General features: G+C 70.9%; 9 protein-coding genes. 5 read left to right on the top strand and 4 right to left on the bottom strand.

The window, feature by feature from the left end; genetic code table 11:
- Positions 1 to 4: 4 nt before the first annotated feature.
- The 3 genes from ACIA8K_RS29430 to ACIA8K_RS29420 all read left to right on the top strand — a co-directional run bounded on the left by ACIA8K_RS29430 (position 5) and on the right by ACIA8K_RS29420 (position 10,095).
- A complete protein-coding gene (locus tag ACIA8K_RS29430; protein WP_396064987.1) occupies positions 5 to 6,037 on the top strand; it encodes an RHS repeat-associated core domain-containing protein in 6,033 nt (2,010 codons plus the stop codon).
- Positions 6,038 to 6,113: 76 nt separating this feature from the next.
- The gene (locus ACIA8K_RS29425) at positions 6,114 to 7,046 is read left to right on the top strand and encodes a hypothetical protein (RefSeq protein WP_396064985.1); all 933 of its coding nucleotides are present in this window, start codon (positions 6,114 to 6,116) and stop codon (positions 7,044 to 7,046) included.
- 223 nt (positions 7,047 to 7,269) lie between these two features.
- Positions 7,270 to 10,095, top strand: a complete 2,826-nt coding sequence (locus ACIA8K_RS29420; protein ID WP_396064983.1) for a BTAD domain-containing putative transcriptional regulator — start codon at positions 7,270 to 7,272, stop codon at positions 10,093 to 10,095.
- Here ACIA8K_RS29420 and ACIA8K_RS29415 read toward each other — a convergent pair.
- On the bottom strand, positions 10,089 to 11,489 hold the full coding sequence (locus tag ACIA8K_RS29415) for a hypothetical protein (RefSeq protein WP_396064981.1): 1,401 nt from the start codon (positions 11,487 to 11,489) through the stop codon (positions 10,089 to 10,091). The two genes, ACIA8K_RS29420 and ACIA8K_RS29415, sit on opposite strands and share 7 nt — an antisense overlap.
- Positions 11,490 to 11,861: 372 nt before the next feature.
- Here ACIA8K_RS29415 and ACIA8K_RS29410 point away from each other — a divergent pair, with 372 nt between their 5' ends.
- A complete protein-coding gene (locus ACIA8K_RS29410) occupies positions 11,862 to 12,311 on the top strand; it encodes a hypothetical protein (protein ID WP_396064979.1) in 450 nt (149 codons plus the stop codon).
- A gap of 182 nt (positions 12,312 to 12,493) precedes the next feature.
- Here ACIA8K_RS29410 and ACIA8K_RS29405 read toward each other — a convergent pair whose 3' ends face one another.
- Entirely contained in the window at positions 12,494 to 14,221 is a 1,728-nt protein-coding gene (locus tag ACIA8K_RS29405; protein WP_396064977.1) for an endo-1,4-beta-xylanase, read from the bottom strand.
- 322 nt (positions 14,222 to 14,543) lie between these two features.
- Positions 14,544 to 15,296: a TetR/AcrR family transcriptional regulator gene (locus ACIA8K_RS29400; protein WP_396064975.1), complete on the bottom strand. Its 753-nt coding sequence runs from the start codon at positions 15,294 to 15,296 to the stop codon at positions 14,544 to 14,546.
- A 236-nt stretch (positions 15,297 to 15,532) separates the two neighbouring features.
- Here ACIA8K_RS29400 and ACIA8K_RS29395 point away from each other — a divergent pair, with 236 nt between their 5' ends.
- Positions 15,533 to 16,132 carry a flavodoxin family protein gene (locus ACIA8K_RS29395; protein WP_396064973.1) on the top strand — a complete coding sequence of 200 codons (600 nt, stop codon included), beginning with the start codon at positions 15,533 to 15,535 and terminating at the stop codon, positions 16,130 to 16,132.
- Positions 16,133 to 16,551: 419 nt separating this feature from the next.
- Here the strand turns inward: ACIA8K_RS29395 and ACIA8K_RS29390 are convergent, their stop codons facing one another.
- Complete coding sequence (locus tag ACIA8K_RS29390; RefSeq protein ID WP_396064971.1) at positions 16,552 to 17,925, bottom strand: Ig-like domain-containing protein; 1,374 nt, start codon at positions 17,923 to 17,925, stop codon at positions 16,552 to 16,554.
- Between the last annotated feature and the right edge of the window lie 22 nt (positions 17,926 to 17,947).

Here is a 17,947-nt window from a genome sequence, read left to right as displayed (position 1 = left end):
TTCGATGCTCTTCGGCTGTTATGTGATGCTGCGCGCCGGCGCCCGCCGGTGGCTCGCGGGCCTGCTGTCCGTCGTCATGACGGTGGCCGGGCTGACCGCTGTGGTGCAGAGCCCGGCCTCGGCGGCCGTGCGCGACCCCGGTCCGGGCGCGCTGCCCGCCGATGCGCCGGTCGTGCACGGCTCGCGGGTCAACCCGTCCGCCGGGCGTGCCTCCGACGCGGCCTCGGCGGCGGCGCTGACCGGGGCACCCGCGCACACGCCGGTCTCGCCGGGGCGGGCCACGCTGCGGCCGGGCGCGGAACCGTCGCGGTTCGGCGGGCTGCGGTTGTCGGTCGGCGAGGGCGCACCGCTGCGGGCGGAGGTGACCGGCGGATCGGTCATCCGGCTGACCCCGGCGTCGTCCGAGGTGGAGGACCGGGCCGACCGGGTCGCGGCTTCGGCCGCGCACTCCACAGAGGTCTCCTTCGACTACCGCGACCTGGCCGCGTCCTACGGCGGCGGCTACGGTTCCCGGCTGCGGCTGATGTCGGGCACGACCGAGATCGACGCGGTCAACGACACCGAGGCGGGCACGCTCACCGCCCGGGTCTCCTCCGCCGGTGCGGTCCTCGCGCTGGCCGCGGGTGACTCCTCGGCGGCCGGTGACTACTCGGCGACCACCCCGACCGCGTCGTCCAGCTGGACGGTCGCGGGCTCGTCGGGGGCGCTGAGCTGGTCGTACCCGATGCGGGTGCCGCCGGTGCCGGGCGGGCTGGAACCGCAGGTCGAGCTCTCCTACTCGTCGCAGGCCGTGGACGGGCGGACCGCCGCGACGAACAACCAGGGTTCCTGGATCGGTGAGGGTTTCACCTACGAGCCCGGCTACGTCGAGCGGCAGTACCGGGCCTGCAAGGACGACGGCCACGACAAGTCCGGCGACCTGTGCTGGGCGCGCGACAACCTGACCATCTCGCTCGGCGGCCGCTCCCACGAGCTGGTCCGCGACAGCGACGACGTGTGGCGGCTCACCGACGACGACGGCACCAAGGTCACCCGGCGGACCGGCGCCACCAACGGCGACAACGACGGCGAGTACTTCGAGGTCACCACGCCGGACGGGACGATCTACAGCTTCGGGCTCAACCGGCTCGACGGGTGGAGCACGGGCAAGGACGAGACGAACTCGGTCTGGTCGACGCCGGTCTTCGGTGACGACTCCGCCGAGCCCTGCTACAAGGCCACGTTCGCCGACGCCTGGTGCCGGCAGGGCTGGCGGTGGAACCTCGACTACGTCCGCGACCCGCACGACAACGTCATCTCGTACTTCTACGACCGGGAGACCAACTACTACGCCCGCAGCGGCAAGACCGACGTCGAGGGTACGTCCTACCACCGCGGCGGCGTGCTCAAGCGCATCGACTACGGCCAGCGGCACAAGGCCGTCTACACCACGAACGCCCCCGGCCGGGTCGTGTTCGGCACCACCGAGCGATGCATCGAGGACGACGGCTTCGACTGCGCGCCCGGCAACCTCAAGGACTCCACCGCCGCGCACTGGCCGGACGTGCCCTGGGACCGCAACTGCGCGTCCGGCGCCAAGTGCAAGATCGAGCAGAACTCACCCACCTTCTGGACCCGCAAGCGGCTGACCACAGTCACCACCCAGATCCGGGGCGCGACCGACTGGTCCCCGGTCGACAGGTGGACGCTCACCCAGATCTTCACCGACAACGGCGACGGCAGCCGGAGCCTGTGGCTGCGCGACATCGACCACCGGGGCCTGGTCGGTGACACCGCGGACCTGCCGAACGTGCGGCTGCTCGGCGCCCAGCTGCCGAACCGGGTCGACAAGCCCGGCGACAACATCTCCGCCCTGATCCGGTTCCGGCTCACCACCGTGCAGACCGACGCCGGCGCTCAGCTCGACGTGCACTACGCCGACGCCGACTGCGCCGCGGGCGACCTGCCCAAGGAGGGCGAGAGCACCCGCCGGTGCTTCCCGGTCAAGTGGCACCCGAACGCCAGCGACGAGGAGCCGGTCGTCGACTGGTTCCACAAGTACGTGGTCTCGGAGCTGATCGAGACGGACCTGGTCGCCAAGGGCAAGGACATGGTCACCCGGTACGAGTACCTCGGCGACGCCGGCTGGGCCAAGGCCAAGGCCGACGGGATCTCCCCGAACAAGTACCTGACCTGGAGCGATTGGCGCGGATACCAGACCGTGCGGGAGCGGCGCGGTGACGGACAGGCGATGCCGTCACGCACCGACACCGTCTACTACCGGGGCATGGGCGCCAGCATCGAGGACTCCACCGGCGGGTCGCACGCCGACCCGGACGGGGTCAACCCGACCGACCTGGAGAAGACCGTCTACGACGGGTCGAAGGTGGTCACCAAGAGCATCACCGACGTGTGGCGCCACGTCACCCGTACCGAAACCGGCTCGTGGGGGTCGAGAACCGCCTCGATCGTGCGCCCGGCCTCGTCCCGGACGCTTACCGCGCTCGCGGCCGGCGGCTGGCGGGAGACGAAGCAGAGCACCACCTACGACACCACCTACGGCCTGGCGACAGTGGTCGACGATCTCGGTGACATCAGCACCGACGCCGACGATCAGTGCACCCGCTCGTACTACACGGACGCGGGCAGCGGGCCGGACAAGCTGCTCTACCGCACCGAGGTGGTGTCGGTGAAGTGCGCCGCCACCCCGGACCGCCGCACCCAGGTGGTCAAGGACGAGCGGACCTACTACGACAAGCTCGCGCTCGGGGCCGCACCTGTCGAGGGCGAGCCGTCGAAGGTGGAACGGCTCACGTCGCACAACGGGACCACCGGCACGTATCAGATGGTCAACGAGTCGACCTACGACACGTACGGGCGGCAGCTGAGCCTGACCAACACGCTCGGCAAGACCTCCCGGACCGAGTACACGGACACGTACGGGCTCCAGACCGGGCAGAAGGAGTTCAACCTCCTCGGCCAGGACAGCTCCACCGAGTTCGCGCCCGCGTGGGGCCTGGTCACCGCGCGGATCGACGTGAACAAGCAGCGCACCGACCTGACCTACGATCCGCTCGGCCGGCGGACCGCGGTCTGGCTCGCGGACCGGTCCAAGGCGGCCGGGATCAGCCCGTCGGTGAAGTACACCTACCTGCACCGCAAGGACGTCGGCGTCACGGTCAAGACCGAGAACGTGGAGACCGACGGCACGTACGTGGAGTCGTTCGACCTCTACGACGGGCACCTGCGACTGCGGCAGAGCCAGGCGCCGGGACCGGAGGCCGGCCGGCTCGTCACCGACACCTACTACAACGGGCTCGGCCTGGTCATGCAGGCAAACGACGCCTACTACGCGGCCGGTGCGCCAGACGACCGGATCCTCGGCACCGACAGCGGCGACATCCTCGGCAACCAGATGTTCCTCTACGACGGGGCCGGGCGGCAGACCAACGAGATCTTCCTGGTCGCCGGCCTCGAGCGCTGGCGCACGGTGACCAGCTACGGCGGCGACCGGGTCACCGTCGATCCGCCGCAGGGCGCGGCCACCAGGACGTCGCTGCTTGACGCCAAGGGCCAGGCCGTCGAGGTGATCGACGGCGCGCACCGCACGAAGTACCACTACACGCCGTCCGGGCAGCTGGACGCGGTGACCGACCCGGCCGGGGACACCTGGACGGCCACGTACGACCAGCGCGGCCGGAAGATCGAGAGCTACGACCCGGACTCGGGCACCACGTCGTACGCGTACGACGACCTGGACCGGGTCACGCTCACCACCGACTCGCGCACGCGGAAGGTGTTCACCACCTACGACGACGCGGGCCGGGTGACCGCCACTTACGAGGGCACCAGCACGGCCGGCACGCGGCTGACCCAGAACACCTATGACACGGCGTACAAGGGACAGCTGTACTCCTCTGCCCGGTTCGTCAACGGCAAGGGCTACGGCGTCGTCTACACCAACCGGGACGCCTTCTACCGGCCGGAACGCACCCGGTACGTCATCCCCGACGACGCCGGCGCCGAGCTGGCCACCACGTACGAGTTCAGCAACAGCTACAACCGGGACGGCACCATGTCCGGGCTCGGTATGCCGGCCGCCGGTGGCCTGCCCGCCGAGGGCCTCGCCTACACCTACGACGCGCTGGAGCGGCCGACCGCGCTGGAGGGCGTCAAGACCTACGTCACCGGCACCGACTACGGCAGGACCGGGTCGCTACTGCGGGTCGAGCTGAACACCGGCGGCAAGAAGGCCTGGATCTCCAACACGTTCGAGACGGGAACCAACCGGCTCACCCGCCAGGAGGTCAAGCGCCAGGACGTCGGCGTGCTCGCCCGGGACGCCCACTACTCCTACGACGCCGCCGGCAACGTGCTGTCCATCGCGGACACCCCGATCGACGGCACCCGTGACGTGCAGTGCTTCACCCAGGACGGCGCGCGCCGGCTGACCGAGGCGTGGACGTCGCCGTCCACGGCCGAGGACCCGTGCGCGGGTGGCCCGGCGGCGACCGGGGTCGGCGGCGTGGCGGCCTACCACCACTCGTACACCTACGACGCCTCGGGCAACCGGGCCAGCCAGACCGTCGACGGCGTCACCCGCGATTACGTCTACGCCGACGCGCAGCCACACACGGTCCGGTCGGTCACCTCGGCCGGCCAGACGCTCGCCACCTACTCCTACGACACCACGGGCAACACCCGGACCCGAGACCTCGCCGACGGTACGAAGCAGACGCTGAACTGGACGGCCGACGGCCACCTGGAGTCGGTCACCGACGGCGGCAGGACGACCAGCTACGTCTACACCCCGGACGGGGAGCGGCTGCTCAGCAAGGAGCCGGGCGCGACCACACTGTTCCTGCCCGGCATGGAGCTGCGGCTGAACACGGCCACCAAGGTCGTCGACGGCACCCGCTACTACAGCTTCGGCGGTCAGGTCGTCGCGGTCCGATCGGTCACCGGCGTCACCTTCCTGGCCGCCGACCACCAGGGCACCGGCCTGATCTCGATCGACGCGACCACCGGCGCGACCACCGTGCGCCGGACGTCGCCGTTCGGTGAGACACGCGGGACCGCCCCGGCGACCTGGCCGACCCGGCGCGGCTTCGTCGGCGGGTTCCAGGACGTCAGCGGCCTGACCCACCTGGGCGCCCGCGAATACGACCCGTCGCTCGGCCGGTTCATCTCCGACGACCCGGTCACCGACTACACCGAGCTCAACCAGCTCAACGGGTACGCGTACGCCGGCAACAGCCCGGTCACGCTGAGCGACCCGACCGGGATGCGGCCCCCGCCCGAGGACGACCCCGGCCGTAAGTCGCGCCTCGACTCGCCGCACAACCTCGCGCTGATCGCCATCGCCGCGATGATCCTCGCCTTCACCCTGTTCCGGATGCACGGACTGGGCGGCGGCAAGGTCACCGTCGACATCGGCAGCAGCAAGAACAACACGATTCCCAAGGCCCGGCAGGACCACAAGGACCGGCCGCTGGAGAAACGGGGCGACGGCGCCGCCGACATCATCTGGTGGGGCAAGGACGTGGTCTACGTGTGGGAGGTCAAGCCCGCCAACGGATACGGCCGCAAGCACGGCCCCGAGGACCTGGACAACTACATCGCACGACTCCAGGAGGACCTGGTCAAGCAGGGCCTGCCGCAGAAGGTGATGCCCGGTCCGTGGCTGCCCACGGTCCCGACCGTGCCCACCGGCGACGGCAAGACCATCCGGGTCTGGAGCGAGAAGCGGAATCCGGGCGTGATCTTCTACGCCGAGAACCCGTCGAAGAAGCCGGACCCGCCGAAGGGCAGACCGGTCGCCGAGCCGAAGACCCAGCCGCAACCGGTGCCGAAGGCCCAGCCGGAACCGCAACCCCGGACGGTCCCGCAGCCCGTACCGCCCGGCGGCGCCACCCAGCCGAACACGCCGAAGGGCGGCTGGGAGCCGGACATCCAGGTCGACGAGGACGCCGCGACCGTCGTCGGCGAGGTCATCGTGGGCGGAATCGCGATCATCGGATGCATCCTGCTGTGCATCTTCAACCCGGCGCTCGCTTGACCGGGCGGTACCGCGCCGTCCGTTCCCGGACGGCGCGGTACCGTCGAGGCGAACCGGCCCCGAGGAGGAGTGCGTCGTGACCACCGTTCCCGACTGGGTTCTCGACGGCGAGCAGGAGCCGGAGTTCGCGGTCGCCTGGGCGCAACTCCCCGGCGCGCCGGCCGAGTCCTGGCTTTCGCGCATCAGGGAGTGGCTGCGGCCTTGGGCGCCCACCGAGGAGACCGTCGGCCGCCGGACGTTCTGGGAGATCCCCGGCGGCCGCGCCGTCGCCGTCGCCGACGCCGACGCGGAGGTCACCCGGTTCGGCGGCCACACGCTCTGCGGGCTCACCGTCGGCATGGCTCCCGGCCGGCCGATCACCACGGTCACGCCCGCGCTGCTCGACCTGTTCGCCGGGTTCCTCGGCGCGCACGACGCCGCCTACGGGGAGATCGTCGCGAACGCCCGGGTGCTGCCGCCGGCCACCGCGCTCGACATCGCGCTCGGCCGCGCCACCGAGGTCTCCGCGGACGAGGCCGGCACCCACCTGCGCGGCTACGACTGGGCCACCTACTGCCCGCCGGCGCTCGCGGCCCGGGTCGACCCCGCCGCGTTCGCCCGGGTCATCGCCGTCGACGGCGGGGGACTGCTGCTGGTGGCCACCGACGACCCGCGCGACTACCACGGCGACGCGGTCCGGCGGGTCTTCCGCGCCGTCGCGCCGGTGCTCCCGCCGGGCCGTCCCCGGCAGGTCGCCGCGGAGGACCTGAGCCGGCTGGTGTTCGCGGACGCCGCCGGCCCGGACAGCGGCTCCGCGCCGGTGAGCGCCACGGCCGACGCGGACGGCAGGCAGGAACAGGTGCTCGCGTTCGTCGCGGAGGCCGTCGCCAACGGCTGGATCACCGTCGGCGAGAGCGAGGACCTGCCCCCGGAGGCCCGCGCCGTGCTCGGCGACGCGGCCGGCGTCGGCCTGACCCCCGCCGGTCACCGCCGTCTCGCCGAGATCCTCGCCGCAGTCAGGCCGCAGTGACGCGGTAGAGGTACCGCGGGCCCCGGGCTCTGGCTGCTGGGCACGGCTCTTAACGTCGCCCGGACGCGGTACCGGCGGCGCCGGGCGTTCGATCGTCTGGTCCGTTCGGGCCGGGTCGCGATCACCTCGGAGCCGGCGCCGGGAATGGCCGCAGCGTGTGAGCTGAACCTCCTTTAAGGACTGGACACCACAAGCCGGCTGACCACCGGGGCTAGGGTGGGGCGTGCTGTTCCGGGTGCTTGGTGCGACCGAGTTCCCGGTGCCGCTCGTCGCCGCCAAGCCTCGGCTGGTCGCCTTGCTGCTGCTGACCGCCGGCAACCGCCCGGTGCCGCTCGGCGTTCTGGTGGACGAGTTGTGGCCGCAGCAACCGCCCGCCTCCGCCGTGGCCAACATCCGCACCTACCTGTCCCGGCTGCGCACGCTGTTCCCCGGGCGGATCAGCTCCGGTACGGGCGGCTACCGCTTCGAGGTGCGGGCGGGCGAGTTCGACCTGGCCGAGTTCACCGCGCTCGTCGCCGCCGGGCGGGCCGCCGCGACGAAACAGCCGGTGGCGGCGCGGGAGAGCTTGGCGGCCGCGCTGCGGCTGTGGCGCGGGCCGCCGTTCGCGGGCGAGTCGACCGGGCCGGTACTGCAGGCGAGGGCGGCCGCGACGGAGGACGACTATCTCGCGGCGGTCGAGCTGCACAGCGAGTTGCTGCTGCAGGACGGCGACCCGGCCGCGGCGCAGGCCCTGCTGAGAGAGATGGTGTACCGGTACCCTCTGCGGGAACGGCTCCGCAGCCTGCTTGTGCTCGCGCTCTACCGGGGTGGCGACGCGGCCGCGGCGCTGGTGGCGTACCAGGAGGCGCGGGCGGTGCTCGCCGCGGAGTTGGGCATCGCCCCCGGCCCGGAACTGGCGGCGATCCACCAGTCCGTGCTGCGCCGTGACCGGCGGCTGTTGAACGCCGGGCCGAGCCAGCCGGACGGTTTCGTGGCACCGTTCCAGTTACCGCCGGCGGTGGCGGACTTCGTGGGGCGCGAACCGGAGATCGCGCACCTGGCGACGCTGCTGCGCCGGCAGCGGCAGGAACCAGTACCGGGTGCGGGGCTGACGGTAGTGGTCGGGGGCATGGCGGGCGTCGGCAAGAGCACGCTGGCGGTCCGGGTCGCGCACGAGGTGGCGGAGCTGTTCCCGGACGGGTGCCTCTATGCCGACCTGCAGCGCACGGACGGCACGGCGACGCCACTGGATCAGGTGCTCGGACGGTTCCTGCGCGCGATGGGCGTACCCGGGGAGAGCCTGCCCCACGACACGCAGGAGCGCGCCGACCAGCTCAGGTCGCTGCTCACCGGGCGCCGGGTGCTGATCTTGGCCGACAACGCGGCCGAGGCCGGCCAGGTGCGGCAGCTTATGCCGGGGCCGGGCAGCGCGCTGCTGGTGACCAGCCGGGCGTTGCTGACAGTGCCGGGAGCACATCTGCTGCAGCTGCGGCCGCTCGGCACCGATGCCGGGGTGGCACTGCTCGAGCGGATCGCCGGAAGCGACGCCGTGGCCGCCGAGCCCGAGGCCGCCGCCGTCCTCGCACAGATGTGCGGCGGATTACCGCTGGGCATCCGCGCGGTCGGCATCCGCTCCGCATCGCTGCCGGGGCCGGCGCTGGGACAACTCGTCGCACGGCTGTCCGACGAGCACCAGCGCCTCGATCGGCTGACGGTCGGTGACCTCGACATTCGTGCCAGTCTCGCGGTCAGTTACCGCCGGCTGGAGCCGGCCGCGCTCGCCCTGCTGCGGACGATGAGCCTGCTGCCGATGCGGTCGTTCGCGCCGTGGCTGCCCGCGGCACTGACCGGGCTCGGCGAACCGGAGGCGTTCGCACTGGCCGAGCGGCTGTGTGACGCGCAGGTGCTCACCCGCGCCGGTGAGCAGCGCTACGCCCTGCACGACCTGGTCCGGCTGTCGGCCGGTGAGCTGCCGGGGCCGCCCGCCGGGGAACTCGTCGACGCGGCGGGGCACGTGTACCTGGCGGCCGCGCTGACGGCGAACCGGCGGCTGCCGGGCCGGCCGATGGCACTGCCCGCGCCGGCGTCACCCGCCCCGGGAGCCGGGGACACGCCTGTGGAGTGGTTCGAGCGCGAGCTGGACGGTATCCGGACGCTCGTGCCGCTTCTGGTCGGCTTCGGCCGGGTGGACCTGGCCGCCCGCCTCGCGACCGCCACCGTCAACTTCTGCGTGCTGCGCGGGCGGACCGACGACTGGGCCGCCACGCATGACGCCATCCCGGCCGACGCCGCCCTGCCCCCCGCCACCGCCGCGCTGCTGACGTTGAGCCTGGGCAACCTGCACCGGTTCCGCGACGACAACCGGACCGCGTTGCCCCAGTTGCGCCGGTCCTACGACATGTTCCACGCGTTGCACGACGCGTCCGGGATGGCACAGGCCGCGGTCGCCTGGTGCGTCGCCGCGCGGCAACTGGGGCGGCTGGACGAGGCGCTCGCCGCCTACGGCCGGGCCGCGGCGCTGTTGCCAGTGCTCGATGGCACGCCCGCGACCGGCTACGTCCACCTCGCGTTCCGGCGGCCGATCAGCTCATCGCCGGAGGAGGAGACGGCGGCGCTCGGCCGGGCCCTGAAGATCTTCGAGGCGACCCAGGAGACGTGGGGCGGCGCGGAGGTGCACACCTTCCTCGCGGCGGGCTACCGGTCACAGCAGCAGCCCGCGGCCGCCGTCCGGCATGCGAGGGCGGCCGTGCTCGCCTACACGGAGTTGCGGGACGATATGCAACTGACCATGGCCGAGATCGTGCTGGCCGATGCGTACGTGGATCTGGGCTCGAGCGAGCATGCCCGGCCCATCGCCGCACGGTGCCTGGTGAGGGCGACACGGCTCGGGCACCGGTGGGGTGTCGCGTCGGCCCGGCGCGTGGCCGGGCGGATCGAGCTGGTGGAGGGCCGGCCCGCGGCGGCGGTCCCGTTGCTGACCGCCGCCGAAGCCGGCTTCCGCGAGATGGGGCTCACGCAGGCCGCCGAGCTGACCTGCTCACTGCTGGCGCAGGCCGGCGTGGCTCACTGAACCGCGGCGCTCAGCACCTGCTTGTAGCGCACGCCCGAGGTGGGGTTCGTAGTAGTCGGGTAGAGGTTGGACTTCCACCCGTTCACCTCGGAGTCGTTGAAGTACGACACGAACTCGATCGAGCCGGGGTTCGCGGCGTTCTTGGCCTTCAGCCAGTCGTAGACATAGGTGAAGTACTTCGGGTTGTCGCCACCGGAGTGGTGCTCCGCGGTGTTGGTGGAGATGACACCGAACTCGGCCACGGCGAAGGGCAGCCCCTTCGAGCGGGCGAAGTCGTACCAGAAGTTCCAGCCGTAGGTCTTTGTGAAGTGGTTGTTCGCGTTCGCGTCGTTGGTGAACGGCTCCCACCAGTCGTAGGAGTCGATGGCGATCACGTCGGCCTTGCCGTCCACGTACAGCGTGCGCGGGTCGGCGATCGTGTTGTTGTTACTTGTGCCTTCGTTAGGGTTGAACACGATCTTCAGGCCCGGGGCGGTGCTACGGATCAGGTCGACCGCGCGGGAGTACTGCGCCCGCCAGGACGCCGCGTCACGGGCGTGGGAGAAGCAGCAGTTCATCTCCCAGCCGAGCCGTACGTAGCCGTCGGGGTCGACAGCCGCGATCGAGGCGGCCAGCTGCTTCCACTGCGCGTCGGTGCCCTTGTCGTTGTCGTCCGTCCACAGCGGCACCGACAGGATGAAGTCGTCGGTGGCCTTCTCGAACGTGCTCGGCACGGTGCCGGCCCACCAGGTGTTGAGCTGGGCGCCCCAGTTTTTGCGGTCGGTGAACGAGACGATGTTGTCGACGGGGCGGCCGCGCCACTCCTGGAACGCCTTGGCCTCGACGCCGCTGTGACTGAAGTAGCCGCCGTCGGACCAGGGCAGGCCCGAGCGGTTCGCGCTCGCCGGGGCGTCGTCGCCACTGACCACGGCGCTGTCGAAGGTGATCGCCGAGCCGCCGGCCGACGCGGGGTTGCGCCGGCTGGTCATGGTCAGCACGAGCGTGTGCGTGCCCTCCGCAAGCGTGGGGGAGTTGTACACGTCGACGGTCTCGACGGTGGAGGTGGCGGCGTAGAAGTCCACGTCCGTCGCCGCGCGGCCGTCGATCGCCACCGTCGCGATGTTCGCCCACGGCTCCTTCATGCCGTAGAGCGTGATCTGCGAGCCGATGAATCGGATGGTGGCCGTCGAACCGGCAGTGGAGGTCCACCGGAAGCTGTTGTCCGCGGCCACGCCGCAGTTACCCGAGCAGTTGCTCCAGCCGGACGAGAACGCGACCTGCCCGACACCCGTGCCCTGCGCGGTGTCCTCGATGACCGTGATCGTGGCCGCCGCCGAGGCGGGCGAGGCGATGACCGCGCCGCTGACTGCCATGACGGCTGTGGCCAGACCCGCCAGGATCGTTCGTACTCTCACCTGAAGTGCCTTCCTGCTGATGAGTAATGATGGCAGGACGTTAGAGATCCCCCGTACAGCCGCCATACATCCGCGGCACCGCCGTCCGCGCCGAAGAGGTCGTGGGGAGCGCGGACGTCACGAGGCCCAGTTCGCCACCGCGATGACTGGGAGTCCGCGATCCGCCGCCCACGAAAGATCATCGTCGGTGACTGTCGTGCGCTCGCGGCCGTACCGCGCAGATGTGGGCCTGGCGTTGGCGGGTCTCGTTCTTTGATGCCAGTTGAACGATTTTTATCGATGTATGAGGAGTGTGCGGGGCGTCGGTAGTTTGACCGTCGTCGACGCCGGTACCTGTCGGCCGTACCGTTTCCGCTATCTCCTGGAGTTCACTTGAAGATCAAGATGATGCTCGCCTCCGTCATGGCCGGCCTCGCCGTGGCGGTGACCGTCGGCCAGCTCCCTGCCACCGCGGCGCCCGCCTGGGTCGAGACCATCGCCTCCGGCACCTGGTACAACGAGATCACCAATGACTGCCAGGATCTCACCGGTGCGGCGTCCGGGTGCTTCAAGGCGAACGGTGACCACATCAGCGTCGCGGACCTCGCGGCGGACGGCCATTCGGCCGCCATCGTCTGGCAGAACTTCGTCAACGGCGCGCTGTACCGCCGCGGTGCCTGCGTGGAGAAGCGAGGAGAGCATGCCGTCGGCAGCTGCAACATGAACTTCATCGAGGGCTCGGAGTTCCAGTTCAGAGCGTGCACGTACGAGTCGGGTGCGAGCGGCACCGTCGCCGACAAGATCGTCAGGTGCGGTCTGTCCTCCCCGGCTATCAGGGCCTGACCCGGCCGCGCCGGGCGCACTCGACCTCGCCGAGTCCGCCCGGCCTGTCGCGGTGTGGCGGGGAAGGGCCGGGGCCGAAGCGGCGCTGCAGCAGAGCTCTCACGTGAGATCGACTTGTCGACCACCCACCACGACCTCGCGGTCATCAGCACGACCGGCCGATCCTGGAATCGGACGTCCGCTCAGCGGGCGGCTCGTAGGGTGTCCCGCAGGGCGGCTACGGCGGGCTTCGGGTGTAGTCGCTGGTCCCACGGCAGTTCGTCGCCGGGTTCGAGCGGATAGCTGTCGTGTTCGGCGGTGGAGCCGTACCGATCGGTGATGCCCCAGGTGCTGAACGAGGTGCAGGCCGGCTCGGACAGGCAGGCACCGAGCACGCCGGCGAACTGGTCGGCCTGGACGCGCGGCGATTCGCCGTAGACGTCGATCTCGGAGATGCGCGCGGACAGGCCGAGTTCGGCCAGATCGGCGATGTGGGACCGGAGCACCTCGGGGTCGATGTGATCACCGGCTTCGTGGATGTGGCTCTGGAAGCCGACCCCGTCGATGGGCACTCCACGCTCCTTGAGGCGGACGACCAGGTCGTACAGGGCGTCCCAGCGGGGGCCGTCGGCCTCGGCGCCGAACTCGTTGAGGTACAGCTTCGCCTCGGGGTCGGCAGCGCGGGCGGCGGTGAACGCCTTGTCGATGTACGACTCGCCCATCGCTTCCTGCCACAGGTGCTCGCGCAGACCGGGGGCGCCGTCGGGTCCGTCGTCGTCCGGCGACAATGGTTCGTTGACGACGTCCCACGCCGCGACCCGGCCACGGTAGTGACCGGCGACGGTTTTGACATGGTCAGTCATCACGCGTTCCCGGTCGGCGAGGGCTGTCTGCCGCATCCAGGGCGGGTTGGCCTCCCCGAAGACCAGGGTGTGCGCGTGCACCTGCATGTGGTTGGCAGCCGCGAAGTCAGCCAGCAGGTCACCCTCCGTGAAATCGTATGTGTCCGGCATCGGGTGTACGAACTGGGGCTTGAGGGCGTTCTCGGTGGTGAGCATCGAGAACTGGGTGGCGGCGAGGGCGCGGTAGCCGTCGTCGCTGACAAGCGGTTCGGCCGCCATCGCGGCCCCGATCGACAGCCGGCGGCCGGTGGCCTCCGCCAGGGCACGCAGGGAGTCCGAGGGCTTGGCCGACTGCCCCGCCATCGGAGTGTCACGGACCGCGACGCCGCCGTCGTCACGCGCCGTCGCCTCCAGCGCTGCCAGGGTCCAATCCGGTGCGCCGGGCACGGCGTCGACCCCGAACGTGACAGAACCGGCGTCGAACACCCCCGGATCGGGGACGGACACGCGGGTGTCGCCGGCGGACAGCACCAGGTCGCCGCCGTGCCGTTCGACAGTGACGGTGACCGTGGCGGGCGACGTGACCGACGCGGTGCGGTCCTCAACCGGCGCGGCGGAACCGCCGTCCCAGACGGCCAGGCTCAGCTCGCGTTCCGAGACCGAAACTCGCAGGCCCCGCCGGTTCTGAAGCCACTCGTCGTAGACGATCGGCACCTCACCGTACAAGTACAGCGACGCGGTCTGGCCGGCCGCACGGTGCACCGTCGCACCGACCTGAAAGTCGCCACGAACCATGAGCCGCGGGCCGCGCAGGTTCACCGGCGGATGGGGTTGCCCGCCCGTGCCGTCCTGCAGCACGATCTGCCGTCCCAAGCCATGGACACGCACGCCCCCGGGCCCGACGGTCCCGCCCGGCACGTGACTCCAGTCCCCGGCCAGCAGGTCCACCCGGCCGGGCGCCGGGCCGGCGCCGGATGCGCCCGGCCGGGCATCCCGGCCATCGGACGGATCGCAGGCGGCGGCACCACCGGCGAGCAGGCACAGCACGGATGCGAACAGGGCCAGGCGGGCTCGGAAGACGTTCGGCACGGGTCCTCTTGGAGTCGGCGATGCAGGAACGCCCGACAGTACAGACGGCACGCACCGTGACGCGGAGGGCAAGGATCGTGACGGGTGATGCCTGGTCGCGCCCCTGATGTCCGACAAGGGCGCCGAGGCCTCGGACGTCGCCATCGGCCTCCTGGCCCGCTCGACGCCCGCGGTCCATCGCCACACTGACGCGGCCTCGTGTCACGCGGCGTCCTGGACGGTCTGCGGGACCATGTGACGCGCGGGGGAGCGCGGGCAGGCGATCACCGTCCGCCGACGTGCCTTCGCGACGCCGCCGGTCGGTGGCACCGGCCGGCGAGAATCACCGGGTCAACGTGCCGAGCCACTCTCGTAGCACGGCGGCCTCGGCGGTGCTGAATCCGGCGCCCACCACAGGGTCGTCGTCAGGCTCGCCGTGGCCGTCACCGAGTGCGGCCAGCAATGCCAGGGCCCGCCCGGCGACGGTCGTGCGGGCGTCGCCGGGCGGGTCGCCGTCGGTGACGATCGAGGCGATCACCGTGTCGCACAGTGCGGCGAGCGGAGTGGGGTCGCGTTTGCTCTCGGGTTGCGCGAGTAACAGCAGCACGGCCCCCGTGGTCGTGGCCTCGATCGCCTGGGCGGCGGCCTCGACCGGAACACGAAGCCGGCCCTGCTCGCGGGCCCGCTCGAGCATGCGGCGCAGGATCTCGCCGTTCTCCAGGGCGGCGGCCGGGCGGCGGCCCGGGCGCAGGTTGCCGTACATCAGCGCGTAGAACGCGGGATTGCGCAGCCCGAACTCGACGTGAATGTCCCAGCCGCGCCGAACATCGTCGATGGCGTTCGCACTTGGCTCCAGCGCCCTCTTCTCGGCCAGGTAGCTGTCGAAACCGTAGCTCGCCAGAGCGTCGAGCAGGCCGTCCTTGTCTCCGAACAGGCGATACAAGGTCGGCGTCTGCACCCCGGCGGCGGTGGCGACGGCCCGGGTGGAGATGCCCGCCGGGCCGTGTTCCTGAAGCAGGGCGGCTGCGGCACGCAGGATGCGCTCAGTCTGCTCACTGCGCTCGTTGGCGGTGGTCTCGCTGGTGACGGCTGGCATGTGTCAACGATAACGCAAACGCGTTGACGTTGACATTGACGTTGTAACGTCAATATTGTTTCCATCGTAAACAGCGTCGGCGCGAGCGGCTCCTGGAGAACATCGTCGCCACAGAGCTGATCTTGGCGAACGACGAGCCGGCGCAGCTCGAAGCCATCGCCGGGGAACGGTGCCCGGACATGACCGGGACCTTTTCCGCAGGCGAAGCCCGCTGAACAACCGAAGCAGGGGAACCCATGACCCACGTATCAGTCGCCATCGCCTACACCTCGGGCTACGGCCACACCCGGGAACTGGCCAACAGCGTCGCCGACGGCGCCTCGGCCGTGAACGGGACGGACGTCGACCTCGTAGACGTCGCCACCATCTCAGGTGAGGGCTGGAACACGCTCAACAACGCCGACGCGATCGTCTTCGGCACCCCCACCTACATGGGCAGCGCGTCGGGCGCCTTCCACACCTTCGCCGAGGCCACCTCCAAGCCCTGGCTGGCACGCTCCTGGCAGGACAAGCTCGCCGCCGGATTCACCAACTCCGGATCCATGAGCGGGGACAAGCTGCACACCCTGCAATATCTGTCGCTGCTCGCCGCGCAGCACGGCATGCACTGGATCAGCCTCGGACTTCTGCCGGGCTGGAACACGACCGTCGCCACCGAGCACGACGACAATCGGCTCGGCTTCTACCTCGGAGCAGGCGCCCAGAGCTGGAACGACCAAGGCCCGGATGCGGTGCACCACGCCGACCTGAGCACCGCCCGCCACCTCGGTGGCCGCGTCGCCGAGGCGGCCCACATCTACGCGTCCGGCCGAAGGTCCGTCGAACGAGCCGCGTGACAGCATCAGGAAACCCCGCCGGCCGGTGGCCTCTCGAATACCGGCACCGCGACGCCCGGAAAGTGGCCCGCGGGCCAGGGTGCGCCAGCTTCACGCCACGGCGCCGTGCGCACCTGTGCCCGTCCTTCAGCCGGGGGCGGGGCCCAGGTGGTTCCCGGCGCGGCCGAAAACCGCCGCCCGGCTCAGCCCGGTCAGGTGCCGCAGGCCCGGATCGACGCCCAGCTGGCCGGGTGGGCGCGTTGCGGTGAAAGACCCGTAGATCGTTCGCGTGCGGATCCATGTCTCACCGGCGGGATGGCCGCCCGCCCTGCCGGGGAGGGCGGCCATCCGTGGTCGTTGCGTTGAGGACTCAGGAATGGCTCAGCAGGCGAGCGTGTGGTGACCGGAGACGACGTCGCGCTCGTTGTCGCTCGTGGTGTTCACGCGGGCGGGCAGGCCGGCGTCTCGAAGGTCACCCCGTCCAGGAAGTTGCCGGCCGCCGGGGCGTTGCCCGTGGTGGTCACGGATTGGAACGCGAAGCGGGTGACGGTCTGCCCGGCGGGCACGACGTACACCCCGGTGTATTGGCGCCAGGCGGTGTTGTCGTCGGCGATGTCGGGGGTGGAGGTCCCGGCGGGCGTCTGGGCCACGGTGGCGCCGGGCGCTCCGATCAGTGCGTGCATCACGTCGATGCCGGATCGGCCCCGGTGGTACAGCGACCAGGTCATGCGTGTGCCCGGGACGGTGGGCAGGTCCTGATACAGCGTGGCGGGTTGGTAGGCGTTGAGTTCGGCGAACTGCTGGCCGTCGGCTGAGGGGACGCCGAGGGCGCCGTGGCTCCAGAGCTCGAGTTCGCCGCTGGGGTCGGTGGTGCGCCAGCCGATGGCCGGGTCGGTGGAGGCGTCGGGACGGAATTGGACGCCGGTCCCGGACGGTGCCTCGAAGCTGCCGTTGGTCAGGCGGATGGGTGTGTCAGTGCAGGGGACGGTGACGGTGACCTGGGCGGTGCTGGTGCCGCAGGCGGTGGTGACGGTGTAGGTGAAGGTGTCGGTGCCGACGAAGCCCGGGCCCGGGGTGTAGATGACGTTGGAGCCGGAGACCGACGCGTACCCGTTGGCGGGCTGGGTGATGGTGCTGATCGCCGGTGCGGTGGCGATGTCGTTGGCCAGCACCGGCACGCTGACGGCTTTGCCCTGGCTGGTGGCGATGTCGTCAACGGCCCGGGTGGGGGCGATGGACTGGCCGGCGACGATCTGGATCGGGGCGGCAGCGCTGTTGTTGCCGAGCTGGCCGGGGGCGGCGATGACGCTGCTGATTCCGGTGGGCCGGATGGTCATGCTGTTTCCGGCGGTGCCCTGCCGGACCTGGAAGGTGATGGTCTTGGCGGCCGGGTCGGTCTTACTGCCGGGTGAGGTGATCGACAGGGTGCTGCCGCTGATGGTGCCGGCGCCGGACTGGCCGACGATGTCGGCCTGTGCCAGCAGGGAGGACAGGTCCCAGGTGGTGGTGTAGGTACGCACCAGCAGCGGCCACTGCGCGGTGCGGTGCGCGAGGGTGAGGGTGAAGGCGCTCCCCGGTGCGATCCTTCCGCCCCACAAGGGCGCGGAGGTGGTGACCGCGACCGAACCACTGCCCAGCCGCATGCCGAAGGCGTTCTTCCAGTAGTAGTCGACCGGATAGTTGTCCGACCCGGGGCTGACGCACGGCGACGCGGCCGCACGGGCCGTCGCGGCCGGGTGCGCGGTGGCTGCATGGGGGCGGGCTGCCGCCGGTGGTGCGGGCGCGATCAGTAGCGCCGTTAGCGCGCAGCCCAATACAGCGAGCGTGGACCGAGGT

Source organism: Catenuloplanes sp. NPDC051500 (assembly GCF_044454585.1).
GTDB lineage: Bacteria > Actinomycetota > Actinomycetes > Mycobacteriales > Micromonosporaceae > Catenuloplanes.
The sequence above is the reverse complement of the archived record's forward strand: the minus strand, read 5'-3'. Positions and strand labels throughout refer to the sequence as shown.

Excerpts from the sequence above, each read along its gene's own strand:
- ACIA8K_RS29430 (WP_396064987.1), top strand. The coding sequence starts at position 5 with ATGCTCTTCGGCTGTTATGTGATGCTGCGCGCCGGCGCCCGCCGGTGG.
- ACIA8K_RS29400 (WP_396064975.1), bottom strand. The coding sequence starts at position 15,296 with ATGCCAGCCGTCACCAGCGAGACCACCGCCAACGAGCGCAGTGAGCAG.
- ACIA8K_RS29395 (WP_396064973.1), top strand. The coding sequence starts at position 15,533 with ATGACCCACGTATCAGTCGCCATCGCCTACACCTCGGGCTACGGCCAC.